The sequence below is a fragment of the Kitasatospora sp. NPDC002965 genome (assembly GCF_040611255.1).
Classification (GTDB): domain Bacteria; phylum Actinomycetota; class Actinomycetes; order Streptomycetales; family Streptomycetaceae; genus Kitasatospora.
On record NZ_JBEXNT010000003.1, the window covers coordinates 89324 to 114581 of the forward strand.

A 25258-nucleotide genomic window follows, 5' to 3' on the forward strand; every position below is an offset into this window, starting at 1 on the left:
CAGCCGAACCCCACCCCCGTTCTGAGGACATCCCATGGCACTGATCGAACTCGACGACGTCCGCCGCACCTTCACCGTCCGCGCCAAGGTCGGCCGGCTCCGGCGGGAGAAGCGCGAGGTGCGCGCCGTCGACGGGCTGAGCTTCACCGTCCGGGCCGGCGAGTGCGTCGGCTACATCGGCCCCAACGGCGCCGGCAAGTCCACCACCATCAAGATGCTCACCGGCATCCTCGTCCCCACCGCCGGGCGGCTGCGCGTCGCCGGCGTCGACCCGGCCCGCGAGCGGGTCGCCCTGGCCCGCCGGATCGGCGTCGTCTTCGGACAGCGCACCACCCTCTGGTGGGACCTCCCGCTGCGCGACTCCTACGAACTCGCCCGCCGGATCTACCGCATCCCCGAGCACCGATATCGGGCCAACCTGGAACGCTGCGTCGAACTGCTCGACCTCGGGGCGCTGCTCGACACCCCCGTCCGGCAGCTCTCGCTCGGCCAGCGGATGCGCGGCGACCTCGCCGCCGCCCTGCTGCACGACCCGCAGGTGCTCTACCTCGACGAGCCCACCATCGGCCTGGACGTGGTCAGCAAGGGCAAGGTCCGCGAGTTCCTCCGCGAGGTCAACCGCGACCGGGGCACCACCGTGCTGCTCACCACCCACGACCTCACCGACATCGAGCAGCTCTGCGACCGGGTCATGGTCATCGACCACGGCCGGGTGGTGTACGACGGCGGGCTGGACGGGCTGCACGCGGCCGGTGAGAGCGAGCGGACCCTGGTGGTCGACCTCGCCGAGGCCCGTCCGCCGATCGAGGTGGCGGGGGCCCGGGTGGTGCGGGTCGAGGGCCCGCGCCAGTGGCTGGCCTTCCCGGCGCAGCAGAGCGCGGCCCCGATCGTCGCCGCCGTGGCCGAGCGGTACCCGCTGGTCGACCTGTCGGTGCGCGAGCCGGCCATCGAGGACGTGATCGCCCGGATGTACGCGGAGGTCGCGATCGGCTGACCGTGACGTGACCGGCCCGTGGGCCTCTCCCCGGGCCTCCCCACGGGCCGGTTCGCGGGCCGGTTCGCGGGGCGGTCACCGGGGGCGGGGCGCTCGACCGTACGTTCCGCCGCCCGTCCGCGCGTTCCCCTCCCGTCACCTGTCCGGGTGGCGGTCGTGACTCCGTGCCGCACAGCCGAGTTGACCTTGCATCGCCGGGCGGACCGTGGTCCGCCCGGTGCATGCTCGGCGATTAGCGCACCGGAGGGGCAGCGCCCGATGACCGTACCCGACGTGACCGTGGTGATCGCGGTCTACAACACCATGCCGTACCTGATCGCCTGCCTGGACTCGTTGGTCCGGCAGACCATCGGGCACGTGCGCATGGAGGTGGTCGCGGTCGACGACGGTTCGACGGACGGCGGAGGCGCCGTGCTCGACGACTACGCGGCCCGCCACCCCGGGCTGTTCCAGGTCGTCCACCAGGCCAACTCCGGCGGCCCGGCGGCCCCGACCAACCGGGGTCTGGCGCTCGCCCGCGGCCGGTACGTGCTCTTCCTCGGCGCCGACGACTGGCTCGGCGGCGAGGCGCTGGAGCGGATGGTGGCCGCCGCGGACGACTGGGAGTCGGACGTGCTGATCCCCAAGCAGATCGGGGTCAACGGGCGGCTGGTGCCGCAGGGCATCTTCGGCGGGACCTCCCCCTCGGTCGGCTTCGAGGACTCCGCGCTGGCCTGGGCGCTCGCCGACACCAAGCTCTTCCGGCTGGACCTGATCCGGCGCCACAACCTGGCCCGCAAGGAGGAGCTCAAGGTCTACTCCGACCAGCCCTTCACCCTCGCCGCGTGCCTGCGGGCCCGCCGGATCTCCGTCCTCGCCGACTACGACTACTACTTCCTGGTGCTGCGCGAGGACCGGGGCAACGTCACCCAGCGGGCCGGCGCGCTGGACCGGATCCGCGGCGTCGCGGCGGTGCAGTGGGTGGCGGCCGAGCTCGCCGCCCCCGGCGGCCAGCTGGACGCGATCAAGGCGCGGCACTTCGGCTGGGAGGTCCCGCAACTGCTGCAGGACGACTTCCTGCGGCTCGACGAAGGGCTGCAGGGCGAGATCTGCGGCGGGGTGGGCGAACTGGTCCGGCAGTTCGGCGCCCGCGAGGTGTACCACCGGATCACCGTGTCCGACCGGCTGCGCCTCGAACTCGCCGCCGCCGGCCGGGTGGACGCGGTCCGCGAGCTGATCGCGTACGAGGCGGAGCACGGCGATCCGCCGGTGGTGGCGGACGGGCGGCAGCGCTACGCCGGGTACCCGGCGTTCCGGGCCGGCGGTCCGGGACTGCCGGACGACCTGTTCCTGCTCGGGGAGGAGCCCGCGCCCGACGAGGCGCCGCAGCTCCGGCTCGTGCAGCAGCTCTGGCGCGGCGCCGTACCGGTCCAGGTGCGCCGCCGTCTTCGCCGCTACCCGGCCTGGCGCCGGTTCGCCGAGTCGGTGGCCGCCCCGGCCGCGGACCGGCCGGAAGGGGGACGGGGATGAGCCCGCTGGACATCCGCCCGACGGCAGGCGTGCCGCTCGACATCTGCGTGGTCGGCCTCGGCAAGCTCGGGCTGCCGCTCGCCGTCCAGTTCGCCGCCATGGGGCACCGGGTGACCGGAGCCGACGTCGCTCCGCCGGTCGTCGAGGCCGTGAACCTGGGCAGGCCCCCGTTCCCCCGCGAGGCGGGGCTGGACGAGGCGCTCAAGCGGGTGGTGGCCGAGGGCCGGCTGTCCGCCACCACCGACACCACCGCCGCGGTCGCCCGGTCGGAGGCCGTCGTCCTGGTGGTCCCGCTGGTCACCACCGCCGAGGGTGAGCCGGACTTCACGCTGCTGGACGCGGCCACGGACGCCGTCGCCGCCGGGCTGCGCCGGGGCACTCTGGTCAGCTACGAGACCACCCTGCCGGTGGGCGTGACCCGGGGCCGCTGGGCGCCGCGCCTGGCCGCCGGATCGGGGCTGGTCCCGGGTCGGGACTTCGCGCTGGTGTTCAGCCCCGAGCGGGTCCGCACCGGCCGGGTCTTCGCGGACCTGCGCCGCTACCCCAAGCTGGTCGGCGGGATCGACCCGGCCGCCACCCGGCGCGGCGCCGAGTTCTACCGGGCCGTGCTGGACTTCGACCCGCGCCCCGACCTGGCCCGGCCCAACGGCGTCTGGGAGCTGGAGTCGGCCGAGGCCGCCGAGTTCGCCAAGCTCGCCGAGACGACCTACCGGGACGTCAACATCGCGCTCGCCAACCAGTTCGCCCGGTACGCGGACCGGGTCGGGGTGGACTTCGCGGCCGTCGCCGACGCCTGCAACTCCCAGCCGTTCAGCCATCTGCACCGGCCGGGTGTCGCGGTCGGCGGGCACTGCATCCCGGTGTACCCGCGGCTCTACCTGTGGAACGACCCCTCGGCGACGGTGGTCCGGGCGGCGCGGGCGGCCAATCTGGAGATGCCGGAGTACGCGGTCGGCGTGCTGGACGGCGCGCTGGTCGCGGGCAGGGTCGCGGGTGAGGGCGAGGCCCCGGGTGGGGGTGCGGGCGCGTGGCCGGGCGGCGAGGCGGGCGGCGGCGCGGCGCCGGGCGGCGGCGGGGTGGCCGGACAGGGGGTGCTGGTGCTCGGCGCGGCGTACCGGGGCGGCGTCAAGGAGACGGCGTACTCGGGGGTGTTCCCGCTGGTCGAGGCGTTGCGGGCGGTCGGCGCCCACCCGTACGTGTCCGATCCGCTGTACCGGGCGGAGGAGCTGGCCGCGCTCGGCCTGCCTCCCCACGAGGGCGAACCGGTGGTGGCGGCGGTGCTCCAGGCCGACCACCCCGAGTACCGCGAGCTGGCGCCCGCCGACCTGCCGGGCGTCCGGGTGCTGCTGGACGGGCGGCGGTGCACCGATCCGGACCGGTGGGCCGTGGACGGAGTGCGCCGGATCGTCCTCGGGGGCGCGTGACGAGCTCCCGAGCAGGGGGGTCGCACCACGGACCCGGCGCACGTTTACCGGGCACGCCGTCCGCTCGCGCCGGGTAACGGGCAGACTGGCGGGGTGAGCGACGAAGCCTTGAGCGGGACGGGCCCCGGGGTCCGGTTCACCGCGGCCGACGAAGAGAAGACACGCGGCGTCCGCCGGATGAAGACCATCGCGACCGGCCTGCTGGCCTTCGCGACCCTGGTCTTCGCCCTGGCGACCTGGGCGGAGTCGGCCGGCGCCGGCGCCTGGGCCGGGTACGTGGCGGCCGCCGCCGAGGCGGGCATGGTCGGCGCGCTGGCCGACTGGTTCGCCGTGACCGCGCTGTTCCGGCGGCCGTTCGGCCTGCCGATCCCGCACACCGCGATCATCCCGACCAAGAAGGACGCGTTCGGCCGCTCGCTCGGCGACTTCGTCGGAGAGAACTTCCTCTCCGGCCAGGTCGTGCGCGGCCGGCTCGCGGCGCTCGGCATCGCCCGCAGGCTCGGGGAGTGGCTGGCCGCCCCCGGCAGCGCCGAGCGGGTCACCAAGGAGGCCTCGGCGGCGCTGCGCGGCGTGCTCGCGGTGCTCCGCGACGACGACGTGCAGGCGGTCGTCGCCGAGGCGGTGACCAGACGCGCGGCGGCCACCTCGGTCGCCGAGCCCGCCGGCCGGATGCTCGGCAAGGTGGTCGCGGACGGCGGGCACCACGGGGTGGTCGACCTGATCGCGGTCCGGGCGCACGACTGGCTGGCCGAGAACCACGCCGAGGTGGTCGACCGGGTGACCCAGAAGACCCCCGGCTGGACGCCGAAGTTCATCGACCATCAGGTCGGCGAGCGGGTCTACAAGGAGCTGATGCGGTTCGTCACCGACATCCGGGACGACCAGGAGCATCCGGCGCGCGGCGCGATCGACAACTTCCTCGCCGACTTCGCCACCGAGCTGCAGACCGACCCGGAGACCATCGCCCGGGTCGAGCGGGCCAAGGCCGACCTGCTGGCCCGCCCCGAGGTCCAGGACCTGATCGCCTCCACCTGGGCCGCCGTCCGCTCGCTGGTGATGAACGCCGCCGAGGACGAGGAGAGCGAGCTGCGCCGGCGCATCCGCGAGGGCGTGCGGACCTTCGGTGCGCGCCTCGCGACGGACGCGAAGCTCCAGGCCAAGGTGGACGGCTGGCTCCAGGACGCCGCCCAGTACCTGGTCGACACCTACCGGACCGAGATCACGTCGATCATCTCCGAGACGGTGGCGGGCTGGGACGCGGACGACGCCTCCCGCAAGATCGAGGCGAACGTCGGCCGGGACCTCCAGTTCATCCGGATCAACGGCACGGTGGTCGGCGCCCTGGCCGGTCTGGTGATCCACACGGCCGCGGTGGCCCTCGGCGGGTGAGCCGGGCGCGGCGTCCGAGGGCGCGCGGGGTGGCGGGGCGGCTCGCCGTCGCCCGGGCGGGCCGGCCGCCGCGCCCCGCCGGGCCCGGCGGGGGAAGCCTGCCGGGCACCCGCCGCGGTGCTCTGCCTATCCTTGCGTGCACCGCTTGATACACGCGTAGAGGAAGAAGGGCACCACCGTGGTCCAGCCGGACGGAAGTCGGATCGGAACCCCCAGCAACACGGGCGGAGGACGCTCGATCGAGGCGTTCATCGCCGGAATGCCCAAGGCGGAGCTGCACGTCCACCACGTCGGGTCGGCCTCGCCGCGCGTGGTCGCCGAGCTGGCCGCCCGCCACCGCGGCCAGGCGAAGGTGCCGACCGACCCCGAGGCCCTCGCCGAGTACTTCACCTTCACCGACTTCGCGCACTTCATCGAGGTCTACCTGAGCGTCGTGGACCTGATCCGCGACGCCGAGGACGTCCGCGCCCTGACCTACGGCGTCGCCGAGGACATGGCCCGGCAGAACATCCGGTACGCCGAGCTGACCGTCACCCCGTACTCCTCGGTCAGCCGGGGCATCCCCGACGTCGCCTTCATGGAGGCCATCGAGGACGCCCGGGTGCGCGCCGAGAAGGACCTCGGCGTGGTGCTCCGCTGGTGCTTCGACATCCCCGGCGAGGCCGGTCTGGCCGCCGCCGAAGAGACCGCCCGGCTCGCCGTCGACCTGGCCCCCGAGGGCCTGGTCAGCTTCGGCCTCGGCGGCCCGGAGATCGGGGTGCCGCGCCCGCAGTTCAAGCCGTACTTCGACCGGGCGCGCGCGGCCGGCCTGCGCAGCGTCCCGCACGCCGGGGAGACCACCGGTCCGGAGACGGTGTGGGACGCGCTGCGGGAGCTCGGCGCCGAGCGGATCGGCCACGGCACCCAGGCGGTCGGGGACCAGGCGCTGCTCGACCACCTCGGCGAGCACCGGATCGCGCTGGAGGTCTGCCCGACCTCCAACATCGCCACCCGGGCGGTGGCGCGGATCGAGGAGCACCCGATCAGGCGGATGGTCGACGCGGGCCTGCTGGTCACCGTCAACAGCGACGACCCGCCGATGTTCGGCACCGACCTGAACACGGAGTACGCGGTGGCGGCCCGGCTGCTCGGACTGGACGAGGGCGGGGTCGCCGGACTGGCGCGGAACGCCGTGGAGGCCTCCTTCCTGGACCCGGCCGGCAAGGCCCGGCTGACCGGTGAGATCGACTCCTACCTGGCGGGCTGGCGCCGCGGCTGACCCGCGCGCCCCCGCTCTCCGAGGCCCCGCCGGCGACCCGCCGGCGGGGCCTTCCGCGTCGTCACACTCTCCGGCGGACGGTGAATGGTGCCACGGAGTGGCGCCAAAACACCTCGACATGGCGCCATCGATGTGCCATTCTCGTGCCATGGACCTCACGCCGTACGTCGACAACCTCCGGCGCGAGCTCGCCGCCGCCGCAGGTGCGGGCGGGGACGAAGCCCGGGCTCTGGCCGAGCGCCTGACCCTGCCGCTGGAGTCGGCCGCCCGGCTCACCCTGCTCCACGCCCTCTCCGCCGCCATGGGGGAGGTCACCCGGGAGCTGGCGCCGGGCTCGGTGGACGTCCGGCTGCGCGGACTGGACCCGGAGTTCGTCGTGACGGCGCCGTCGGCGTCGGAGCCGTTCCACGGGGCCGGGTCGGAGGGACCGCTTCCGCCCGCGCCGCCGGCCGTCGCGGCCGGGGGTCCGTCCGGCGCCGCGGCGCCGGATCCGGGCGACGACGCCGGCACCGCCCGGATCAACTTCCGGCTCCCGGCCCATCTCAAGGCCCGGGTGGAGGAGGCCGCCGGACAGGAGGCCCTCTCGGTCAACGCCTGGCTGGTGCGGGCCGTCGCCGCCGCGCTGGAGCCGGGGCGGCCGGCCCGGCCCGAGGGGCAGAGCCGGCGCGACACCGGCCAGGCCTTCACCGGCTGGGTCCGCTAGCCGCCGGTCGCCAACCGCTGGCCGCCGGCGGTCCGTCACCCACCACCGGTCCACCCGCCGCTGCCCGTCACCCGTCACCCGCCATCCATCACCCGCCGCCCGCCGCCCGCCGCCCGCCGCCCGTCACCGGTCCACGCGTCGCCGTCGCCCGGTGCTGCCCGGTGCTGCCCGGTCCCGGCGTCGAGTCGGCCCACAGCGTCGTCCGGACCGTCGAACCGGTCCGTGACCGGGTCGCCCCACCGGACCGCCGTGGGCGACCGCACGATCCGACCGTCCTGACCCGCCGTCACCGTCCCTGATGCGGAGAGAGCGTGACCGCCATGCCCTTAACGTCCACCGAGTCCGCGCCGCCCCCCGCGATCGCCGCGGTCGGCCTGACCAAGGCCTACGGAGGGAGGACCGTCCTCGACGGCATCGACCTGACCGTGCCGGAGGGCACCGTGTTCGCCCTGCTCGGGCCGAACGGCGCCGGCAAGACCACCGTGGTGGAGATCCTCTCCACCCTCGTCCCGGCCGACGCCGGGGCCGTCCGGGTGGCCGGCCACGACCTGGTCCGGGAGGCCGACGGGGTCCGCGCCGCGATCGGTGTCACCGGCCAGTTCTCGGCGGTGGACAACCTGCTCACGGCCGAGGAGAACCTGCTGCTGATGGCCGACCTGCACCACCTCCGCCGTCGGGAGGGGCGGGGGCGGGCGGCCGGGCTGTTGCGGCGCTTCGACCTGGCGGAGGTGGCCGGGAAGCCGGTCGCCACGTTCTCCGGCGGCATGCGCCGCAAGCTCGACCTCGCCATGACCCTGGTCGGCGACCCCCGGATCATCTTCCTCGACGAGCCGACCACCGGGCTCGACCCGCGCAGTCGCCGGACCATGTGGGAGCTGATCGAGGGGCTGGTCCAGGAGCAGGGGGTCACCGTCCTCCTGACCACCCAGTACCTGGAGGAGGCCGACCGGCTCGCCGGTCGGATCGCCCTCCTCGACGGCGGCCGGATCGTCGCGGAGGGCACCGCCGAGGAGCTCAAGCGGCGCATCCCCGGCGGCCACCTGCGCCTGCGCTTCGCGGCCCCGGCCGACCTCAGGGCGGCAGCGGCCCTGTTCGACTACGCCAGTCCCGACGCCGAGGCGCTCACGCTCTCGATCCCCGGTGACAACTCGGTCGTCACGGTGAAGGCCGTCCTCGACATCCTGGACAGCGCCTCCGTCCGCGCCCAGTCGCTCACCGTCCACACCCCCGACCTCGACGACGTGTTCCTCACCCTCACCGCGGAGGGCGCCCGATGAGCACGACCTCCTACGCCGTCAGCGACTCCCTGACGATGCTGCGGCGCAACCTCAAGCACGCGCGGCGGTACCCGTCGCTGACCTTCGCGGTCGTGCTGATGCCGGTGATGATGCTGCTGCTCTTCAACTACGCCTACGGCGGTGCGCTGGGCGTCGGCATCGGTGGCGGCGAGTACATCGACTACGTGACGCCCGGCATCGTGCTGATGGCGGCGACGTCCGGGGCGCTGGTGACGGCGGTCGGTGTCTGTGTCGACAAGACCGAGGGCATCGTCAACCGGTTCCGGACGATGGCGATCTCGCGGGCGGCGTTCCTGACCGGGCACGTGGTCGGCAGCCTGATCCAGACCGTGCTGGGGCTGCTGCTCGTCCTCGCCGCCGCCTTCGCGATGGGCTTCCGGCCCGACGCCACCCCGGTGGAGTGGCTGGCCGCGGGCGGACTGCTGGTCTTCGTCATCCTCGCCCTGACCTGGTTGGCGGCCGGGATCGGTCTGGTCGCCAAGACGCCCGAGAGCGCGAGCAACCTGCCGATGCCGCTCCAGTTCCTGCCTTTCGTGGGCAGCGCGATCGTCCCGCCGGAGTCGATGCCCGCGGCCCTGCGGTGGTTCGCCGAGTACCAGCCGTTCACCCCGGTCATCGAGACCCTGAGGGGTCTGCTGATGGGCACCGCCATCGGTGCGAGCGCGCTCGTCGCCCTGGCCTGGTGCGTCGCCCTCACCGGGGTCGGCTACCTCTGGGCGCGCGCCACCTTCCGCCGGCCGCCGAGGCGGTAGCGCGGCCCCGGCGGTGCCCGGCCGGGTCGGGAGCGGCCGGGCCCGGTGCCGCTTCGCCGGCGGGCCGGCCCGGGCGTCAGCGCGGGAGGCGGAGGGCGAGTCCGTCGAGGATGATCTCCAGGCCGTAGTCGAACTTGGCGTCGCGCATCTCGGTGGGGTCCGTGATCGCGGCGGTGGCCGCCGCGGCGGCGTAGGAGTCGGAGAGGAGGTCGTGGCCGGCCACGGCCTTCTGGGCGGTGGGCATCAGCCGGGCGACGAACTCGGCCTCGCTCTCGCCGCTGCGGGCCACCGCGGTCAGCCAGGCGGCCTCGGTGGTGCTCATGCCGATGACGTAGGCGAGGACGGTGTCCAGGCCGCGCGAGGCGTCGGGGAAGCCGGCCGAGGTGAAGAGCTCGGCGAGCCGTTCGGAGACGGCGACCAGGTTGGGGCCGAGGTAGGCGAGTCCGGCCTGGCCCAGGACGGACGCCAGCCAGCGGTGGCGCAGCGTGGCGGACCGGAAGGACCCGCAGGTCTCGATGACGGCGGCCCGCCATTCGGCGGGGTCGGTGGCCGGCACGGTGATCTCGCCGAAGACCTCGTCCACGGCGAGTTCCATCAGCTCGTCCTTGGTGGCGACGTGCCGGTAGAGGGAGGTCGCGCCCGCGTTGAGGCGGGCGCCGAGCTTGCGCATGGAGAGCGCCTCGATGCCGTCGGCGTCCAGCATGGTGATCGCCTCGCGGACGATCACGGCTCGGCTGAGCGCCGGCTGTTCGGGTTCGCGCTGCTGGCGGGCCCATACGGACGGGATCGGATTCGTCTTCGCGGCCATCGGCCGGTCCTCCCTCGGTGGGTCGGCGAGTTGTCCCTGCGTACACCGTGCGCATTCAGCGTACAGGGTTCGGGCGCTGCACACGGCGTTCGCAATTGCGCACGGCGTTAAAGGGTTGCGCACACCGTTCCATGATGCGTACAGTGTGCGCAACGGCGGAACAATGTACGCACCTCGGAGGGGAACATCCATGGAAGCCCGCAACCCACGTCGCTGGTGGATCCTGATCGTGCTGTGCCTCAGCACGCTCGTCCTGGTGGTCGACAGCATGGCGCTGACGGTGGCGGTGCCGTCGATGACCGAGGACCTGAAGGCCACCGCGCAGGACACGCAGTGGATCCTCGACTCCTACATCCTGGTCTTCGCGGGCCTGCTGCTGACCTCCGGAAGCCTGGGGGACCGGTTCGGCAGGCGGAAGGTGATGATCATCGGACTGCTGCTCTTCGGAGCGGCGTCGCTGGCGGCGACGCTCTGCAGCAACCCGGGTGAGGTCATCGCGAGCCGGGTGGCCATGGGTGTGGGTGGCGCGCTGATCATGCCGTCGACGCTGTCGATCCTGATCACGGTGTTCGAGGAGGACGAGCGCGGCAAGGCGATGGCGGCCTGGGGTTCCGTCTCCATGCTGGGCCTGGTCGGTAGCCCGGTGCTCGGTGGCGTGCTGATCGACCACTTCTCGTGGCACTCGATCTTCTTCATCAACGTGCCCGTCGTCGTGCTCGCCATCACCGCCGCGCTGGTCCTGATGCCGGAGTCCAGGGGCCCGTGGCAGAAGCCGGACCCGCTGGGCGCGGTGCTGTCGGCGGTCGGCATGACCGCGATGATCTGGTGGATCATCGAGATCCCGAAGCACGGCGCGTTCGGCGGCACCTCGCTGGTGACCCTCGCGGTCGCGGTCCTGGCGCTCGGCGGGTTCGTGGTCTGGCAGAACGTGGCGGCGGAGCCGATGGTGCCGCTGATGCTCTTCAAGAAGCGCAACTTCAGTGGTGGCTCGCTCTCCCTGACGCTGGTCCAGATCGGCAACGGCGGTCTGCTGCTGGTCCTCACCCAGTACCTGCAGTTCGTGCTGGACTACTCGCCGGTCAAGGCGGGCCTGGCCTTCGTGCCGATGGCGATCGCGGCCCTGATCGGCAACGGCCTGGGCGCCGGTCTGGCGGCGAAGATCGGCAACCGGATGCTGGTGCTGGTCGGCATGCTGATGATGGCCGGGGCGTTCGTCCTGTTCAGCACGGTGGACGCGGCGACCGGGTTCGCCGTCCCGGCGACCGCCCTGGGGATCCTGGGATTCGGTGCCGGTCTGGCGATGCCGGCCGCGGTCGGTGCGCTGATGGGCGAGATCCCGGCGGACAAGGCGGGCGTCGGCTCCGCGCTGAACGACACCATCCAGCAGGCGGGTACGGCGCTGGGCATCGCGATCCTCGGGTCGATGCTGGCCAGCGGCTACGCGGACAGGATGCCGAAGGGCTCCTCGGAGCAGGCGAAGCAGTCGATCGTCGGCGCCCTGGCCGAGGCCAAGGGGGACGCGGGCCTGGCGCACGCCGCCCGGGAGGCCTTCACCTCCGCCATGTCGACCACCTTCACGGTGAGCGCGGTGGGCGTGCTCGCGGCGGCCCTGGTGGCGACGATCGTGATGCGGGACAGGAAGACGGCCGAGCAGGCTCCGGCGGAGGACGCGGCCGAGCTGGCGGCCTGACCCCGCAGGATCCCGGGCCCGCAGCAACCTGGGCCCGCAGGACGAAGGCCGAGGGCCGGCACCCGGAAGATCGGGTGACCGGCCCTCGGCCTTCTCCGTGCGGCCGTGCCGGGTCAGTTGACCGTGAGGTAGTCGACCCGGTCGTTCCAGCTGCCGCCGTAGGGGTAGCCCTGGGCGGAGAGGTCGTAGCAGCCCCATCCGAGGTAGAGCGACGGGTCCGGCTGGAGGGCGCGGTCGTCGTAGAGGGTCGCGCCGCTCGCGTTGTAGGCGCAGGCGGAGCTGGCCCGGTCCCGGAAACCCCAGTCGGACAGGTACTTGGTGCCGAACTGCGACCAGCGCAGGGCGGCACCCGTGTAGTTGGAGTGCTCCCAGATGCAGACCCAGCCCGAGGAGCAGTCCGCGTCGGTCAGTGAGGCTCCGGCGGCAGGCGCCTTCCGCGAGGTCCGGGCCGAAGCGGGATCGATGGTGGCGAGTGCCTGGTCGGCCTCGGCGATGCTGTCGTGGCAGTAGACGGCACCGCCGGTCACCTCGGTGCAGACGCGGGCGCCGCCCCAACCCTGGGAAAGGTCGATCTTCTTGCCTCTATAGGTGGCGATCACGGGCTTGGACGGCCTTGCGTCCGTCGGATCCGCGGACTGCCTGACGTCGGTGGCCTGCGCAGACGCGTCTGCGGGTGCGGCCACGGCCGTCGGAGCCGCCAGCGCGAGTGCGCCGGCGACCGTGGTGACGGCAGCGAGCGTGCGGAATGTGCGCACGGTCAACTTCCCCCCTGCTCGGTTGTGTCGGTTCGGTGCTGACACGACCCAACGCGGGATTCGCCGATCACACAATAGCTGCAGCGCAGTCCGGTCAATGGCTGACCGAATCGACTCAGGGGGTTGCTTCCTGGGGTGCTGCCTCACCGGGGGTGTCCACGATGCCCCAGGCGACGAGGGCCGCGGAGTCCACCTCGTCCCCGGATTTGCCCCACGGGCCGTCCTTGATCAGGACCGTGCGGGTACCGAGCAGACGCATCGTCTGGCGGTCGAAGATCCACTCGAAGCGTTCGCCGTTGTGGACGCGGGCCACGGCCACCCCGCGGCGGCCGGCGGCGTCGACGGCGTCGTCGACCGCCACCACACCGGGGATGCGGGCCGCCGCGCGGTAGAGGGCGGCGCTCAGTCGCGGCGGCACGACCGTGCTGCGCAGGAGGTCGCCGATCGCGACGAAGGACTCCTGGTCGGGACCGGTGGTCGAGTCGGAACCGCGTCCGTGATCGCGTACGGCGTCGGCGTGGATCTTCCTGAGCAGCAACTCGGGGTCGGTCGGAAGGGTGGCCAGCAGGCGGTAGGAGGAGGACGTCAGGAGGGAGCCGTCGAGGGCGGAGAGCGGTTCGTCGGCGCCGGCGTGACGGGTCAGCCCGGGCCGGCTGCCGTCGACCGAGGCCCACTTCTCGGCTTCGGTGGTGGTGGTGCCGCGCCGCATCGTGCCGTCGGCGGACTCGCTGAGCGAGGTGGAGTGGCTGACGGTCCTGAGGTAGGTGTACTGGGCGTCCCGGACCGAGGGCTCGGGGCCGGACCAGGCGACCCGGGCGGCCCGGTCGAGGAGTTCCACGGAGGCCGCGGTGGCGGGGGGCGTCCGGTTCGCCGAGGCTCCGGTGCCCTGGGTGAGGGTCACCGCCATGAGGGTGGCGGCGGTGCCGACGGCGGCCACCAGGGCGAGGCCCCGCCAGCGGGAGGTCAGGGCGGCGAAGGGACGTGACCGGTCGAACTCGTCCAGCAGGAACTCGCGGCGGGCGGCCATCTGGTCGAGGGACGGGACCGGATGCGGGGGCGGGGGCAACAGGCGGGCCAGTTCGCGGCGCTCGCCGTGCTCGTCCCACCTGTCGTGGTCGGTGGATGCGGTGTTCATGGCCGGCTCTCCTGGTGGTGCCCCACGGGCTGACGGCTGGCGGCGAGGTGGTGGGCGCGGTCGTGCGGTGGCTCCGGCGGGTCCTCGGTGTCGACGATCCGGCGCAGCTTGTCCCGCACGCGGGAGAGTCGGGAGCGGACGGTGCCCACGGGTATGCCCAGGGCGCGGGCGGCCTCCGCGTAGCCCAGCCCGGACCAGACGACGAGGGTGAACACCTCGCGCTCGGGGGCGCCCAGCTGGTCGAGGGCGCGCACGGCGGCGGCGGCCGTGTTGGCGTCCGTGATCCGGCCGACCACCTCGTCGGCGAAGTCGGGGATCGGGTCGCGGCGGGGGAGGCGGGACATCGCCTCGCGGTGACGGCGCGCGGTGCGGGCCGTGTTGCGCAGGACGTTGGTGGCGATCGCCAGCAGCCAGGCACGGGGGTGCAGGACCTCGTCGCGGAGCTTCTTCCGCAGCCGCCAGGCTTCGAGGAAGGTCAGGGAGACGATGTCGTCCGCGAGGTCGCGGTCCCCGGTGGATCTGTAGGCGTGCGCGAAGACCGTGCGCGCGTGCTGATCGTAGAGCTCGGCGAAGACCTGGCGGTCGCCGGGCTGCGCCTGCTTACTGGACAAGGAGGACTCCACGCAGATCTGGTGTCCGCAGCGGGGGAGTGGTTCCAGGGAATGTTGAGGAGATGTGGACGACCGGTGCCTCCCGGGAGGCACCGGTCGCGCCGGAGCAGGTCAGACGTCGAACTCGCCGTTGCGGATGCCGGCGAGGAGGTCACGCCACTCGGCGAGGGTCAGCTCGGCTATGGAGGAGGGTTGGAGACTGCTCCGGACGTAGACCGTGCCGCCTGTCACAGCCACCTCAGGGCAGCTCGCGCCTTCGCCACATGATTCAGGGCGCTGCCAACGGAGGTTATCCATCGTGCTAGATCTCTTTCTTGAGGAGTGCGATGAAGTCGCGCGACTTGTTCGGAGGCAGGGATCGATCGGTCATCGTCTCGATGATGTGGTGGTAGTTCTCCAGTTGCCGCTGTTCATGCAGGAACACGGGGCCACCGACGGAGTCCAGTTGGACGGTGTCGAGTCGTGGCACTGATCCGCTCGCGTAGATGATGCCTTGCCCAGCACCCTTGAAGCCGTTCGATTCGAAGAGGACCACTTGCAGGGTGACGTGCGGAAGCTCGGTGTACGTCAGCAACTGCTCCAACTGCCTCAAGGTGGCCTCGCGACCCCCGAAGCGCATCCGTAGGGCAGCCTCGTGAACGACGGCGGAGTATGGCTGAGCGCCCTCGGCCATCAGAGAAGCTGACCGCTGGATCCTGTTCTCCACGCGAGATTCGAGCAACCGTGGCGACAGCGGAGGATAGACGTCCTGGAAGATCGCTCTTCCGTACTCCTCTGTCTGCATGGCGCCCGGGATGTGGCAGACCTGGTAGGTGCGGATCCCTTGGGCGAAGTGCTCCATCTCGGAGATGTCCAAGAACCCGGTCGGCACCGAGCCCCGGTACTCGTTCCACCATCCGCGATGTCGCTCCTCCGCCATGATGGACAGCGCATGGATGAACTCGCTGTCGCTCTCCTCGTAGTCCGAGGCAAGAACGCGCACGCGCTCCGAGGTGACCGGGTAGTACCCCTTCTCGATCTGCGTGATCTTCGTGCGATCGAGCCCGAGGAGCGCGGCGGACTGGGCTGTCGTGCGGCCGGCGCCGTCGCGCATCTTCCGCAGTTCGATACCGACCCGTTCCTGCCTGACTGTCGGGGTGGTTCGTGGTGGCATGCCCTCAAGCATCCACCTTGATCCCTTGGCCGGTCCAGCAATCCCCCGATCGAGTGAAGGAGGGGGAAGAAGTGCCCGCACGTGTGCCACTCATGGCCTACAGTCTGTGATGCACCGCTCACCGGACGGATTGTCATCAACGTCCCGGATCAGGGCAGTTGGTACCGGCTGCCCGGGCACCGAAGAGCACTCGTGCGCGGCGTCGCCATCGCCGCCGCGACCTTGCTCACGGCGACGCACCCCGTTCTGGTGTGCCCCACCTGCACCGCTGGGAGACTCCCCATGTGTAACCTCAACTCCCCTTCCCTCACCATCGCCCGAGCCGCGCTCCGGGACGCCATGGTCCGCAGCGGGTTCCACCCCGAGGCCATCGCCGACGCCGAGCTCGCCCTCGCCGAACTGATCGTCAACGCCTGGCGGCACGGCCGGACCACGTCGCCCGTCGTCCTCGTCCTCGTTCTCGACCGGACGCTCCGCGTCTCGGTCGGCGACGACTCCTCCGACTTCCCCGAACGGCGAACGCCCGCCGGCCTCGCCGAGTGCGGCCGGGGACTCCAGCTCGTCGACGGCCTCACCCACCGTTGGGGGACCGAACCGCAGAAGCGCGGCAAGATCGTCTGGTTCGAACTGGATGCCGCCGCGTGAACCTCCCCACCGTCCGCGAGGGTTGGCCGCCGTGCTCGGGCTGCTGATCCTCGTCATCGCGGCAGCCGTCGTCGGCGCCGTCTGCCAGGTCCGCACCCAGGCCCTCCGTGATCGCCACCACGATCAGGACGCCTCCGCCCCCGAGCGGACCCGCATACCCGACTGACCTGCCGACCCGCCACGTCCTGCGGCTCGTCCGGTTCACGCGCCCCCGCCGTCGGGCGGGGGCGCGAACGGCGGCTGCGGCCTGGCGGATCGCGGCAGTCGCTTGATCGGGTGGAAACCCGGGTGCGGCGAAGTGCAGCCCCATCGCATGGCCGTGCATGCGCGGCCGTCACCGCAGGTTCTGCCGGACAGGCCGTTGGTACCGTTCCGGTATGACGCGACCTGCCAAGTTCGGTGCGCTCCTCCTCGCGGCGGTGACCGTGACGGCGGTCCTTGGCGCCTACCTCGTGGTCCGGTACCTGGACGCCACCGGACCGCCGCCGAGCCCGGTCGGGCGCTGGTCCGGCGACAGCATCAGCCTGGTCTTCGACGAGAGCGGACGGCTCGGCCCGTCCGTGGTGCCTGCCGAGGCATGCCCCACACACAACCCCTTGGCGGCGGACGGCCCGTTGGAGGTTTCCTCCGGCACCTGGGCGGAGACGTCCGACGCGGACGCCGGCTACCTGGTGAGGGTGCAGTTCACCCAGCCCGAGGAGTGTCTGCTTGTCCTGACCAGTCGGGGAGGGAAGCGCGAGAGGCCCACCCTGTGGTGGAGTTCCGGCGAGCGTTCCTGGATTCTGACCAGAACGTGAGGCCCGACCGCCGGCGACCGGGACCGGTGTTCTCGTAGGTCCGCGCTGATGACCCCCGAATTGGTGAAAGTCATTCAGCCGGGATCGAGCCCCCATGCTGCAGCGTTCCACGTTGTCGGGGGCTGTCCGGCGCTGGACGTCGTCTTGGCGTCGATCAGTAGTCGTGCGCACTGGGATGATTGCGCAACGGCTCTGGCTCGGCCGATCCCGGAGGCGCGTCTCAGGAGGGTTCTCGATGTCCTTTCAACCGGATGACGCAGCCCGCCGCAGTCTGGAGGGTGCACACGCCAGGGCTGCCGCCTTCCTCGGCCTCGCTTGTACCGGTCCATCCGTCTTCGGCACCTCCGGGTCGACCGTCGGCCGCCGCGCAGGGCAGCTCTGGCTCCGCGTTTCCGGCAGCCGGCGCCGGTTCGCCCCCCGGCCGGCCGGTCAAGGGCCCCTTGGAGCCGAGCAGTGCATTCCGGAGTCTGTCCCGCGTCCACGGCTGCACGACACCATGGACTGGACGGACGACGACCGGTTCTACCAGGCCGACGTGTTCGACCTCACCGGTCCGGCGGTTTCCTCGACACCCGACCTCCGAGAGGACCCGGTACTGGAGGACGGATGGTGGAGCGGTCTGAGGACCGCGTTGGCCGGGATCGCCAAGGCCTCCGGCACGAAGATCACCTTGCGCCAGGAATGGATCGAGGAGGTTTTCCCGAAGTACCTCGGTATCCCGGCCCCCTCGACGGTCGAGCGCACCACCGGGCACGGAGACTTGCAGTGGGCCAACCTGACCGGCCGGCCGCTCGCCATTCTGGACTGGGAGCGCTGGGGACTCGTGCCCGTGGGCTACGATCCCGCGGTCCTGTGGATCAGCAGTCTCCGGGTGCCCCCGGTCGCGGTCCGTGTCCGGGCAGAGTTCTCCGATGTCCTCGACTCCCCGGCGGGCCGCGTGGGCCAGTTGATCGCCCTCGCGGAAATGCTCCAAGCCGTTGACCGCGGGCACTATCCCGAACTGGCGCCGCTCGTCGCCGCAGCAGCAGCCGACCTCACCGGTGTCCGGCCCGGTTGCTGACCGCGGATGCCCGGGCGTGGTGCGGATTGTGCCGGGAACGACCGACGCGCCCCCGCCGTCGGGCGGGGGCGCGTCGGTCGTTCAGCGGTGGTCGCCGGGTTCGGCGTCCGGGTGTGCCGTCGGATCAGGGGGTCGTGCAGACGGCGTACGCCCTGATGGACTCGTCGACGTTGTTGGTGTTGGTCCCGCGGACGATCCAGGCGCTGCCGCTCGGGTAGGAGTCGGTGAGGAAGATCCTGAAGGCGCTGGTCGTGCCGCCGCCACCGGTGGGCACCTGGCCGGACGGACAGAGCACGGCCGCCGACAGGTTCTGCCCCGGGTGCACGACGACCGAGTCGCCGGTGACCTGCGTGTGCGCGGACAGTAGGGACGCGTCGGCGGCGGCCTGGTTCCCGGGGACGACGACGGTCGGCTTCTCCTTCGGGCGGGCGGCCCCGCGGTCGTCGGCGGTGGCGATCGCGGCGCCTCCGACCAGGATTCCGACGGCGCCGAGCGCAGTCAGGGCGAGGGGGATCGTGCGGGCCATTCCGGCCTCCTGAGGTGTGGGCTTCGACCTGTGCCGACGAGGGCGGTGGCACCCTGCGCCGACTGCGATCAGTACCCGACCCGCTCCCGCCGCCGCCGTCGGGCGCGGCGACCGGCTACCCGAGCGGAGGAACACCGCCCCTCGGCCGGTCTAAGAACTCCTCACACAAGGAGTCACCGGACATGACTGCCCGCCATGTCGCGCTCACCCCGGCATCGGCGAGGTGTGGGGGCGTGCGACTGCCCCCGAGGTGGTGCGGCGCGAGCTGTGGGAGGTCGAGGACGGTCGTGGGAGCGGGTCGAACCGCCGCCTTCGAGATCACGCAATGCCGGCTTTGCGTTCCGTCAGTTCGTAGAGCTCGCGGTCCGGAGCCCGAAAGTGCAGGTACCGCTCACGTTCGTTCTCGCCGATCGGCCCTACCTCGACGCCCGCTTCGCGCAGATCCGCCGCCGCAGCGTCGAGATCGTCCACGAGGAAGCCGACGGACCGGGGCGCCCCCATCCCGCCGGGCGAGGCCACGGCGAAGGTCGACCCGTCGGGCAGTTCGAACAAGTCGGCCTCAACGCCGCCCACCTGAACACGGGGCAAGCCCAAGGTGTCGCCGAGGAAGGCGGCCATCTGAGAGCGGTGGGGCGTGGACGTGCCCGCGAAGACGAGGCCGAGGATGCGCATGCCGTCATACTCTCCCAACTCAACTACCCCAACGAGTCATTTGTTTGAGCCCTCAAAGCCGACTCGCCGTGGCGGAGGGCTTCGGGCCCACCGCCACGGGCGTCGAACGGCGTCGGCAGGTGGAGGCGGGCGGCCGACGGTCCGGCGACACCTGCGCCGCGCGCCTCAGCTCTCCTCCAGGACCGCCCGGATCACGTGCCGGGCGTTGGCCGCCATCAGCGGGTTGGTCTCCCGGTAGTACGGCAGCGCCCCCAGTGCCTGCGCGAGGGTCCGCCCCCTGCCGCGCCGCCAGGTCGCGTCGTCCACGTCGAGCGCCTTGCGGAAGACCTCCCGCCCCTCGGCGGGCAGCAGGTTCCAGGCCGGGAACATGTCGCAGGCCGGATCGCCGACGCCCGCGCACCCGAAGTCGATCACCGCCGTGAGCCGGCCCCCGCCGTCCACCAGCAGGTTGCCCGGCATCAGGTCCGAGTGCAGCCACACCGGCGGCCCGTCCCACACCGGAGCCCGCAGCGCGTCCTCCCAGACGGCGGCCGCGGCGTCGCAGTCGACGCCCTCCTCGGGGAGGCCGCGCAGTTCCTCGATCGCCTCCCGGGTCGACTCGTCGAGCAGCCGGACCGGCCCGCCCCGGTAGGCGGCGGGCCCGCCCGGGAGGGTGATGCTCCGCATCGCCGACACGAACCCGGCCAGGTCCTCGGCCAGCGGGACCGGCGCGGTCAGCGCGCCGGCCTCCGGGTTCTTCCCGTCCAGCCAGCGGTACACCGACCACGCCCACGGATACCCCTCGGCGGGCCCGCCGAGGGCGATCGCCGCCGGGATGGCCGTCGGCAGGAGCGGTGCCAGGCGCGGCAGCCACTCCTGCTCCGTGGCGACGTCCACCTCGCCCCAGTCGACGAGCGGCAGCCGGACCACCATGTCGTCGCCCAGCCGGTACATGGCGTTGACGGTGCCGCCGGACGGGAAGCCCCGCACCGGCAGCCCCGCCCACTGCGGGAACCGACCGGCGACCAGTCGCCGTACGAGGTCCTCGTCGATGGCGTGCTGACCGGGGTGCAACTGCCCTGTGCTCATGGGACACCATCCGACCGGCGGGCGGCGACGGGCGTCAACCGCTTTTCCCCCCCGCCCCGCCCCGCCCGGTCCGCCCCGTCCGGTTCCGCCCCCGCTCGGTTCCGGGGGCCGGTCAGCGGGTGGCCGGGCCGAGCTCCACGCGAAGCTCCGGCCCGGTGCCCGGGATCGCTCCCACGAGCGGGGGAGTCCCGGCGCCCGGGGCCACACCGGCGCCGACACCGGCGCCCGCGACCGGGCCGCACAGCGTCTTGGCCAGGAGCGAGCCGATCGCCTCGCCGCTCGCCGAACTGTCCGTGCCCAGGTACGGGTTGTGCGACAACGCCAGCTGCCGCCGCCCGTCCCCGGTGCCGACCAGCAGGGTGCTCCACCCGGGGAGGCCGCCGTCGTGGCCCCAGGCCGCCTCGCACCCCGTGCCCAGATCGATCCGGAACACGCCGAGGCCGTAGCGCATCTCCGGCGTCGAGGTCTCCACCGTGTCCGTCAGCGCGGCCAGTTGGGCCGGCCGCAGCAGCTTCCCGCCGAACAGCGCGGCGTGGAAGCGGTTGAGGTCGGCGGTGGTGGAGATGCCGTTGCCGGCCGCGTCCACGACGGTCGTGTTGTACCGGGTGACGTCGGCCGGTCCGGCCGGCATCGCGGCGTAGGCGTGGGCGTGCGGGCCGCCGAGGCCGGTCTCGGATCCCGGGAAGGAGGTGTCCTCCAGGTGCAGGGGCCGGACGATCCGCCGTTCGACCTCGCGCTGCCAGGTGTGTCCGGTGACCTTCCTGATGATCATCCCGGCGAGGACGTAGTTGGTGTTCGAGTAGTGCCAGCCCTGTCCGGGTGCGAAGTACGGCGGGTGCTCGGCGGAGACCGCGGCCAGCTGCTGCGGCCGGTAGTTCCGGTAACGCCACGTCCCGTACACGAAGTCCTGCAGTTCGGCCTCGGTCCTGACCAGGAACCGGTCGTCCTCCGTGAAGTTGAACAGGCCGCTGGTGTGGTTCAGCAGCTGCCGGACGGTGATCGCGCCGCCGTTCGGGACGACGCCCGGCAGGTGGCGCTCGACCGGGTCGTCCAGCCGGATCCGGCCCTCCCCGACGAGCTGGAGCACGACCGTCGACACGAACGACTTGGTCACGCTGCCGATGCGGAACCGGCCGTCCGACCTGGCCGGCTGCCCGTCGGCCAGGTCGGCGGTCCCGGCGGCGCCCCGCCACAGGGGGCGGCCGGCGTCGCGGATCTCCGCGAGCGCGGCGGTCATCCCGCCGTGCTCCACGAGGTACCGCAGTTCCTGCTGTCCGTCGACGCGGGGTCGACGTTCCTGCGCGGACCCGGTCGCGGATCCTGGTGCCCCCGCCGCCGCCACCGCTGCGGTAGGAGCGAGCGTGACGACGGTGGCCCCGGCCAGGGCGACGGCTGCGAGCCGCAGCCCCGCCCGGCGTCGCCGGTACGGAGATCGAGCCTGAACGATGGTCATGGTGCCCCGCCCCTTCCGGCCCGGCCCCGGGCCGTCCGCACCACGTTCGCACCGAACGGAACACCGGCGCGTCGTCCTGAGGGGGTCATCGACCGTGCGTCCCGAGGACCGGGCGCCCGGCCGAAGGGAAGGCATGACGCACGGTCAAATCATCGTCGAGGCGCTTGACTTGTCGAGTTTTGCGGTATCAGCGCAGCGTCTTGAAGGTCGTCGACGGCGAGCCTCCGCCCGCTCCCTTCGCCGCGGGGGTCCCCGGGGCCGCCGCCGTGTCCGGGCCGCAGGCGGCCCTCAGGATGAACGTGTTCAGCGTGGTCTCGGTCTCCTCGGTCTCGGTGCCCTCCAGCAGGTTGAACGAGAGGGCGAACTGCCGCGAGCCGTCCCGCGCTCCCAGCAGCACCGAGTTGAACCCCGGGATGCCCCCGGTGTGGCCCCAGACCTCGCCGCACGGCAGGTCGTAGCGGATCAGGCCCAGCCCGTAGTGCGCGCCGATCATCGGCGCCGGGACGGCCGTGGTCATCTCGGCCAGCCGGGCGGCCGACAGCAACTTGCCGCCGAACAGGGCGGCGTGGAAGCGGTCGAGGTCGCTGGTGGTGGAGATGCCGTTGCCGGCCGCGTCCCCGACGGTCGGGTTGATCAGGGTGACGTCCGCCGGACCCTCCGGCAGCTTGACGTACCCGTGGGCGTGCGGGCCGGGGATCCCGGGCCACGAGCCCGGGAAGGAGGTGTTGTCGAGGTTCAGCGGCTCGACGATCCGCTTCTCGACCTCGCGCTGCCAGGTGTGGCCGGTGACCTTCTTGATGATCATCCCGGTGAGGATGTAGTTGGTGTTGGAGTAGTGCCAGCCCTGGCCGGGCGCGAAGTACGGCGCGTGCTGCACGCCGACCGTGACCAGCTGCTCCGGGCGGTAGTTCGTCCAGCGCCCCTGGGCGAGGAACGCGCGCAGGCTCGCCTCGTCGTGGAAGAGGAACTGCGGGTCCTCCAGGTAGTCGTACAGACCGCTGGTGTGGTTCAGCACCTGCCGCAGGGTGATCGCGCCGCCGTTCGGCACGACCCCCGGCAGGTAGCGGTCGACCGGGTCGTCCAGCCGGAGCCGGCCCTCGTCGGCCAGCTGCAGCACCACGGTGGAGACGAAGGTCTTGGTGATGCTGCCGATCCGGAACCGGCCGTCGGCGCGCGCCGGACGCCCGGAGTCCAGGTCGGTGACGCCGGCCGCGTCGCGCCAGGTCCGGCGGCCGTTCTCGCGCGTCTCGCCGAGCGCGGCGGTCGAGGAGCCCCGCGAGACGATGTCCCGCAGCTCCGGGCCCAGGTCGACGGACGGGCGGTGCCGGTCGGACGAGGCCGAGGAGTCGGCGGAGTCGGTGGCGGTGCCGGCCCCCGCCGCCACCGCCGTCGGGGCCAGCGAGACGACGGTCGCCCCGGCCAGCGCGGCGGCGGCGAACCGCAGGGCGAGCCTGCTGCGGCGGCGCGGCCGAACGAAGTGGTTGGCGTGCATGGTGATCCCTCCCGGGCCCGACCTCCGGGCCCCGGCCACCACGTTCGCATCCGCACCGCGCCGCCCGCGTCGTCCTGCGGAGGGTGCCGCGGTGCGTCCTGCGGGTACCCCTCCGGAGCCGAACGGCGGGGGGCGTTCGTCGTCAAATACTCTGCGGGTGGCTTGACTTGAGGTCCGGGATGGGCGCATCGGGGCCCGCCGTGTCACCGCTGCTGCCGGTGGGGCGGACCGTGCTGTCGGTGAGGTTGGTGGAGCCGCTCAGCGCAGGCGGGAGGACGAGAGGATCGACGCCAGGTGGGCGACGACCATCCCCCAGGTGATCACCGCGATCGCCGCGACCGTCCCCTGCGTCGGATCGGTGGAACCCACCACCGCGTCCGCGACCGCCGCGGCCAGCAGCACCAGCGACGCCTCGATGCCGTTGGTCACCCGGTGGATCTTGAGGATCGAGCCCAGCCGCCGCGCCGTCGCGATGCCCTGCGACCGCGGCTGCGTCGACTCCTCGTCCGCCGGGGCCAGCCCGCTGCGCGCCCGCGCCACGTCGACCAGGTCCGTGGACGCCTTCAGCAGCACCACGCCCAGCGCGGCCGCCAGCCCCACCGACACCCACAGCTCCGACCCGCCCCGGGCCGCCCGGACGCCCGCACCGATCATCAGTGCGGCGTCCGCCAGGTAGGCGCCGAGCCGGTCCACGTACACCCCGGCCGTGCTGAACCGGCGCGTCCAGCGCGCCACCTCGCCGTCCACGCAGTCGAAGAACAGGAACCCCTGGAACAGCACCGCCGCCAGCGCGGCCCCCGCCAACCCCGGGATCAACAGCGCCGCCCCGGCCCCGACCCCGCACACCACCATCAGCCAGGTGAGGGTGTTCGGCGAGACCGACGTCCGCACCAGGTGCCGGGTCGCCCGCAGGGAGAGCCGCCGCATGTAGAGCCGGCCCGCCCAGTGCTCCCCGTTGCGGCTCGCCAGCTTCGCCTGCGGCTGGCAGACCTCCCGCAACTCGGCCAACGCCGGAGCAGCGACCACCATGACGACATCCCTCCACCTGTCCGCCGGCCGGGGACCCGGGTGGTCGGCGGACGACGAAAACGATCAGCTCAGGCTAGAGCAGCGCCACCCGCCGGTCGGCTCCCGGTCAGGGGCGGGGGGAGCGGTGGTCGGCACGGGGCCGGGGCGGCTCACCGGGGCGGCGGCCGGTCGGCGCGCCGCCCCGGTCGGCCGCCGTCAGACCAGCGCCACGCCCGCGCCCACCGGCACCGGCGCGTTACGGTGCAACCACGCCCGCTCGGCGGCCGACCACGCGGTGGTCGTCAGCAGGTAGACCCCGGCGGCCAGCGGCACCAGTGCGGCGAACAGCACCGTGCCGAACGACAGGTACGGCAACAGCGCGAGCGCCGGCTGCGGCAACGCGGCCTCGGCCGCCGGACCGCCCTTCGCCCCGCCCTTCGCCCGGCCGCCCCGAGCCTTCCTCGCCTGCTCCGCCTGCAACGCCTGCTGCTCCTTCTGCGCGGCCTGCGCCCGACGGGCCCGCCGGAAGCCGACGTACGCCACCGCCGCCAACCCGGCGTACAGCGCGCCGAACACCACCCACTGCGCCACGCCCTGCGCGCTCCCCACGTGCAGGCCCAGCGGGACGCCGAACAGGGTGTGGCCGAGCAGGTCGTTCGGCGTCGTGAACAGCCGGTACATCACCGAGAAGAACGGAATCTGCACCAGCATCGGCAGACATCCGGCGAGCGGCGAGGACTTCTCCTGCGCGTACAGCGCGGCAAGGGCCTCCCGGAGCTTCTCCGGCCGGTCCTTGTGCCTCCGGTTCAGCTCGGCGACCTGCGGCGCCAACCGGGTCCGGGTCTGCTCGCCCCGCGCAGCGGCCCGCGCCAGCGGGTGCAGCGCCAACCGGACGCAGACGGTGAACAGGACGATCGCGAGCGCCGTCGGCACGACCTGGGCCAGCGCGGCGACGACGTCGTGGGCCAGGCCGACGGCCGGGTCGAGAAATGCGAAAACGGACATGGTGGAGCGAGCCCTCCGGGGGTCTCGGCGCGCTGCGGCAAGCGGCATGCGGC

26 protein-coding genes are annotated in these 25258 nt (G+C 72.7%); 13 read left to right on the plus strand and 13 right to left on the minus strand.

Annotation, left to right across the window (positions count from 1 at the left end):
- Positions 1-34 precede the first annotated feature (34 nt).
- The 8 genes from ABZY91_RS02390 (at position 35) to ABZY91_RS02425 (ending at position 9327) form a co-directional block, all read left to right on the plus strand.
- Positions 35-994 carry an ATP-binding cassette domain-containing protein gene (locus tag ABZY91_RS02390; RefSeq protein WP_329883647.1) on the plus strand — a complete coding sequence of 320 codons (960 nt, stop codon included), beginning with the start codon at positions 35-37 and terminating at the stop codon, positions 992-994.
- Positions 995-1252: 258 nt separating this feature from the next.
- Positions 1253-2503, plus strand: coding sequence for a glycosyltransferase (locus ABZY91_RS02395; protein ID WP_355399189.1), 1251 nt, complete (start codon positions 1253-1255; stop codon positions 2501-2503).
- A complete protein-coding gene (locus ABZY91_RS02400) occupies positions 2500-3927 on the plus strand; it encodes a nucleotide sugar dehydrogenase (protein WP_355399191.1) in 1428 nt (475 codons plus the stop codon). The genes ABZY91_RS02395 and ABZY91_RS02400 overlap by 4 nt, the downstream gene beginning before the upstream one ends.
- A gap of 93 nt (positions 3928-4020) precedes the next feature.
- Entirely contained in the window at positions 4021-5316 is a 1296-nt protein-coding gene (locus ABZY91_RS02405) for a DUF445 domain-containing protein (protein ID WP_329952470.1), read from the plus strand.
- 238 nt (positions 5317-5554) lie between these two features.
- Positions 5555-6574 (plus strand): adenosine deaminase, encoded by a 1020-nt coding sequence (locus ABZY91_RS02410; RefSeq protein WP_329883754.1) that lies wholly within the window; start codon positions 5555-5557, stop codon positions 6572-6574.
- 148 nt (positions 6575-6722) lie between these two features.
- On the plus strand, positions 6723-7277 hold the full coding sequence (locus ABZY91_RS02415; protein ID WP_355399193.1) for a hypothetical protein: 555 nt from the start codon (positions 6723-6725) through the stop codon (positions 7275-7277).
- Positions 7278-7597: 320 nt separating this feature from the next.
- On the plus strand, positions 7598-8554 hold the full coding sequence (locus ABZY91_RS02420) for an ATP-binding cassette domain-containing protein (protein WP_355399310.1): 957 nt from the start codon (positions 7598-7600) through the stop codon (positions 8552-8554).
- Positions 8551-9327, plus strand: a complete 777-nt coding sequence (locus ABZY91_RS02425) for an ABC transporter permease (RefSeq protein WP_329952468.1) — start codon at positions 8551-8553, stop codon at positions 9325-9327. Before ABZY91_RS02420 ends, ABZY91_RS02425 begins: the two co-directional genes overlap by 4 nt.
- Before the next feature lie 76 nt (positions 9328-9403).
- Here the strand turns inward: ABZY91_RS02425 and ABZY91_RS02430 are convergent, their stop codons facing one another.
- Positions 9404-10135: a TetR/AcrR family transcriptional regulator C-terminal domain-containing protein gene (locus ABZY91_RS02430; protein WP_329883652.1), complete on the minus strand. Its 732-nt coding sequence runs from the start codon at positions 10133-10135 to the stop codon at positions 9404-9406.
- Positions 10136-10325: 190 nt separating this feature from the next.
- Here ABZY91_RS02430 and ABZY91_RS02435 point away from each other — a divergent pair, with 190 nt between their 5' ends.
- Positions 10326-11825: an MFS transporter gene (locus ABZY91_RS02435; protein ID WP_355399196.1), complete on the plus strand. Its 1500-nt coding sequence runs from the start codon at positions 10326-10328 to the stop codon at positions 11823-11825.
- A gap of 113 nt (positions 11826-11938) precedes the next feature.
- Here ABZY91_RS02435 and ABZY91_RS02440 read toward each other — a convergent pair whose 3' ends face one another.
- From ABZY91_RS02440 to ABZY91_RS02460, 5 genes are all read right to left on the minus strand, one after another.
- Positions 11939-12580: a peptidase inhibitor family I36 protein gene (locus ABZY91_RS02440; protein ID WP_355399198.1), complete on the minus strand. Its 642-nt coding sequence runs from the start codon at positions 12578-12580 to the stop codon at positions 11939-11941.
- A gap of 115 nt (positions 12581-12695) precedes the next feature.
- Entirely contained in the window at positions 12696-13715 is a 1020-nt protein-coding gene (locus tag ABZY91_RS02445) for a CU044_5270 family protein (protein WP_329952465.1), read from the minus strand.
- The gene (locus ABZY91_RS02450; protein ID WP_329952464.1) at positions 13712-14326 is read right to left on the minus strand and encodes an RNA polymerase sigma factor; all 615 of its coding nucleotides are present in this window, start codon (positions 14324-14326) and stop codon (positions 13712-13714) included. Before ABZY91_RS02450 ends, ABZY91_RS02445 begins: the two co-directional genes overlap by 4 nt.
- Positions 14327-14437: 111 nt before the next feature.
- Positions 14438-14623 (minus strand): DUF397 domain-containing protein, encoded by a 186-nt coding sequence (locus ABZY91_RS02455; RefSeq protein ID WP_355399200.1) that lies wholly within the window; start codon positions 14621-14623, stop codon positions 14438-14440.
- A gap of 4 nt (positions 14624-14627) precedes the next feature.
- Positions 14628-15491 (minus strand): helix-turn-helix transcriptional regulator, encoded by an 864-nt coding sequence (locus ABZY91_RS02460; RefSeq protein WP_355399202.1) that lies wholly within the window; start codon positions 15489-15491, stop codon positions 14628-14630.
- A gap of 270 nt (positions 15492-15761) precedes the next feature.
- On the opposite strand from ABZY91_RS02460, the gene ABZY91_RS02465 reads away from it, so the two are divergent.
- The 4 genes from ABZY91_RS02465 (at position 15762) to ABZY91_RS02480 (ending at position 17981) form a co-directional block, all read left to right on the plus strand.
- The gene (locus ABZY91_RS02465; RefSeq protein WP_355399204.1) at positions 15762-16124 is read left to right on the plus strand and encodes an ATP-binding protein; all 363 of its coding nucleotides are present in this window, start codon (positions 15762-15764) and stop codon (positions 16122-16124) included.
- A gap of 22 nt (positions 16125-16146) precedes the next feature.
- Positions 16147-16290, plus strand: a complete 144-nt coding sequence (locus tag ABZY91_RS02470) for a hypothetical protein (RefSeq protein ID WP_355399206.1) — start codon at positions 16147-16149, stop codon at positions 16288-16290.
- Between the two features lie 211 nt (positions 16291-16501).
- Entirely contained in the window at positions 16502-16921 is a 420-nt protein-coding gene (locus tag ABZY91_RS02475; RefSeq protein ID WP_355399208.1) for a hypothetical protein, read from the plus strand.
- A 496-nt stretch (positions 16922-17417) separates the two neighbouring features.
- Positions 17418-17981, plus strand: coding sequence for a hypothetical protein (locus ABZY91_RS02480; RefSeq protein WP_355399210.1), 564 nt, complete (start codon positions 17418-17420; stop codon positions 17979-17981).
- Positions 17982-18105: 124 nt separating this feature from the next.
- Here the strand turns inward: ABZY91_RS02480 and ABZY91_RS02485 are convergent, their stop codons facing one another.
- The 7 genes from ABZY91_RS02485 to ABZY91_RS02515 all read right to left on the minus strand — a co-directional run bounded on the left by ABZY91_RS02485 (position 18106) and on the right by ABZY91_RS02515 (position 25205).
- Entirely contained in the window at positions 18106-18507 is a 402-nt protein-coding gene (locus tag ABZY91_RS02485; RefSeq protein ID WP_329952461.1) for a hypothetical protein, read from the minus strand.
- Positions 18508-18825: 318 nt separating this feature from the next.
- Positions 18826-19179, minus strand: a complete 354-nt coding sequence (locus tag ABZY91_RS02490) for a hypothetical protein (protein ID WP_355399212.1) — start codon at positions 19177-19179, stop codon at positions 18826-18828.
- Positions 19180-19344: 165 nt separating this feature from the next.
- A complete protein-coding gene (locus ABZY91_RS02495) occupies positions 19345-20247 on the minus strand; it encodes an aminoglycoside phosphotransferase family protein (RefSeq protein ID WP_355399214.1) in 903 nt (300 codons plus the stop codon).
- A gap of 112 nt (positions 20248-20359) precedes the next feature.
- Positions 20360-21700: a serine hydrolase domain-containing protein gene (locus ABZY91_RS02500; protein WP_355399216.1), complete on the minus strand. Its 1341-nt coding sequence runs from the start codon at positions 21698-21700 to the stop codon at positions 20360-20362.
- A 187-nt stretch (positions 21701-21887) separates the two neighbouring features.
- Positions 21888-23192: a serine hydrolase domain-containing protein gene (locus tag ABZY91_RS02505; RefSeq protein WP_355399218.1), complete on the minus strand. Its 1305-nt coding sequence runs from the start codon at positions 23190-23192 to the stop codon at positions 21888-21890.
- Positions 23193-23450: 258 nt separating this feature from the next.
- Complete coding sequence (locus ABZY91_RS02510) at positions 23451-24221, minus strand: CDP-alcohol phosphatidyltransferase family protein (RefSeq protein ID WP_329883665.1); 771 nt, start codon at positions 24219-24221, stop codon at positions 23451-23453.
- A 195-nt stretch (positions 24222-24416) separates the two neighbouring features.
- Entirely contained in the window at positions 24417-25205 is a 789-nt protein-coding gene (locus ABZY91_RS02515; protein WP_355399220.1) for a YidC/Oxa1 family membrane protein insertase, read from the minus strand.
- Between the last annotated feature and the right edge of the window lie 53 nt (positions 25206-25258).

What these genes read in the sequence shown, in the direction of transcription:
- ABZY91_RS02475 (WP_355399208.1), top strand. Translation starts at nt 16,502, where the DNA reads ATGACGCGACCTGCCAAGTTCGGTGCGCTCCTCCTCGCGGCGGTGACC.
- ABZY91_RS02395 (WP_355399189.1), top strand. Translation starts at nt 1,253, where the DNA reads ATGACCGTACCCGACGTGACCGTGGTGATCGCGGTCTACAACACCATG.
- ABZY91_RS02445 (WP_329952465.1), bottom strand. Translation starts at nt 13,715, where the DNA reads ATGAACACCGCATCCACCGACCACGACAGGTGGGACGAGCACGGCGAG.
- ABZY91_RS02460 (WP_355399202.1), bottom strand. Translation starts at nt 15,491, where the DNA reads ATGCTTGAGGGCATGCCACCACGAACCACCCCGACAGTCAGGCAGGAA.
- ABZY91_RS02495 (WP_355399214.1), bottom strand. Translation starts at nt 20,247, where the DNA reads ATGAGCACAGGGCAGTTGCACCCCGGTCAGCACGCCATCGACGAGGAC.
- ABZY91_RS02500 (WP_355399216.1), bottom strand. Translation starts at nt 21,700, where the DNA reads ATGACCATCGTTCAGGCTCGATCTCCGTACCGGCGACGCCGGGCGGGG.
- ABZY91_RS02390 (WP_329883647.1), top strand. Translation starts at nt 35, where the DNA reads ATGGCACTGATCGAACTCGACGACGTCCGCCGCACCTTCACCGTCCGC.
- ABZY91_RS02485 (WP_329952461.1), bottom strand. Translation starts at nt 18,507, where the DNA reads ATGGCCCGCACGATCCCCCTCGCCCTGACTGCGCTCGGCGCCGTCGGA.
- ABZY91_RS02505 (WP_355399218.1), bottom strand. Translation starts at nt 23,192, where the DNA reads ATGCACGCCAACCACTTCGTTCGGCCGCGCCGCCGCAGCAGGCTCGCC.
- ABZY91_RS02455 (WP_355399200.1), bottom strand. Translation starts at nt 14,623, where the DNA reads ATGGATAACCTCCGTTGGCAGCGCCCTGAATCATGTGGCGAAGGCGCG.
- ABZY91_RS02480 (WP_355399210.1), top strand. Translation starts at nt 17,418, where the DNA reads ATGGACTGGACGGACGACGACCGGTTCTACCAGGCCGACGTGTTCGAC.
- ABZY91_RS02510 (WP_329883665.1), bottom strand. Translation starts at nt 24,221, where the DNA reads ATGGTGGTCGCTGCTCCGGCGTTGGCCGAGTTGCGGGAGGTCTGCCAG.
- ABZY91_RS02430 (WP_329883652.1), bottom strand. Translation starts at nt 10,135, where the DNA reads ATGGCCGCGAAGACGAATCCGATCCCGTCCGTATGGGCCCGCCAGCAG.
- ABZY91_RS02435 (WP_355399196.1), top strand. Translation starts at nt 10,326, where the DNA reads ATGGAAGCCCGCAACCCACGTCGCTGGTGGATCCTGATCGTGCTGTGC.
- ABZY91_RS02465 (WP_355399204.1), top strand. Translation starts at nt 15,762, where the DNA reads ATGTGTAACCTCAACTCCCCTTCCCTCACCATCGCCCGAGCCGCGCTC.
- ABZY91_RS02420 (WP_355399310.1), top strand. Translation starts at nt 7,598, where the DNA reads ATGCCCTTAACGTCCACCGAGTCCGCGCCGCCCCCCGCGATCGCCGCG.
- ABZY91_RS02490 (WP_355399212.1), bottom strand. Translation starts at nt 19,179, where the DNA reads ATGCGCATCCTCGGCCTCGTCTTCGCGGGCACGTCCACGCCCCACCGC.
- ABZY91_RS02400 (WP_355399191.1), top strand. Translation starts at nt 2,500, where the DNA reads ATGAGCCCGCTGGACATCCGCCCGACGGCAGGCGTGCCGCTCGACATC.
- ABZY91_RS02415 (WP_355399193.1), top strand. Translation starts at nt 6,723, where the DNA reads ATGGACCTCACGCCGTACGTCGACAACCTCCGGCGCGAGCTCGCCGCC.
- ABZY91_RS02425 (WP_329952468.1), top strand. Translation starts at nt 8,551, where the DNA reads ATGAGCACGACCTCCTACGCCGTCAGCGACTCCCTGACGATGCTGCGG.
- ABZY91_RS02515 (WP_355399220.1), bottom strand. Translation starts at nt 25,205, where the DNA reads ATGTCCGTTTTCGCATTTCTCGACCCGGCCGTCGGCCTGGCCCACGAC.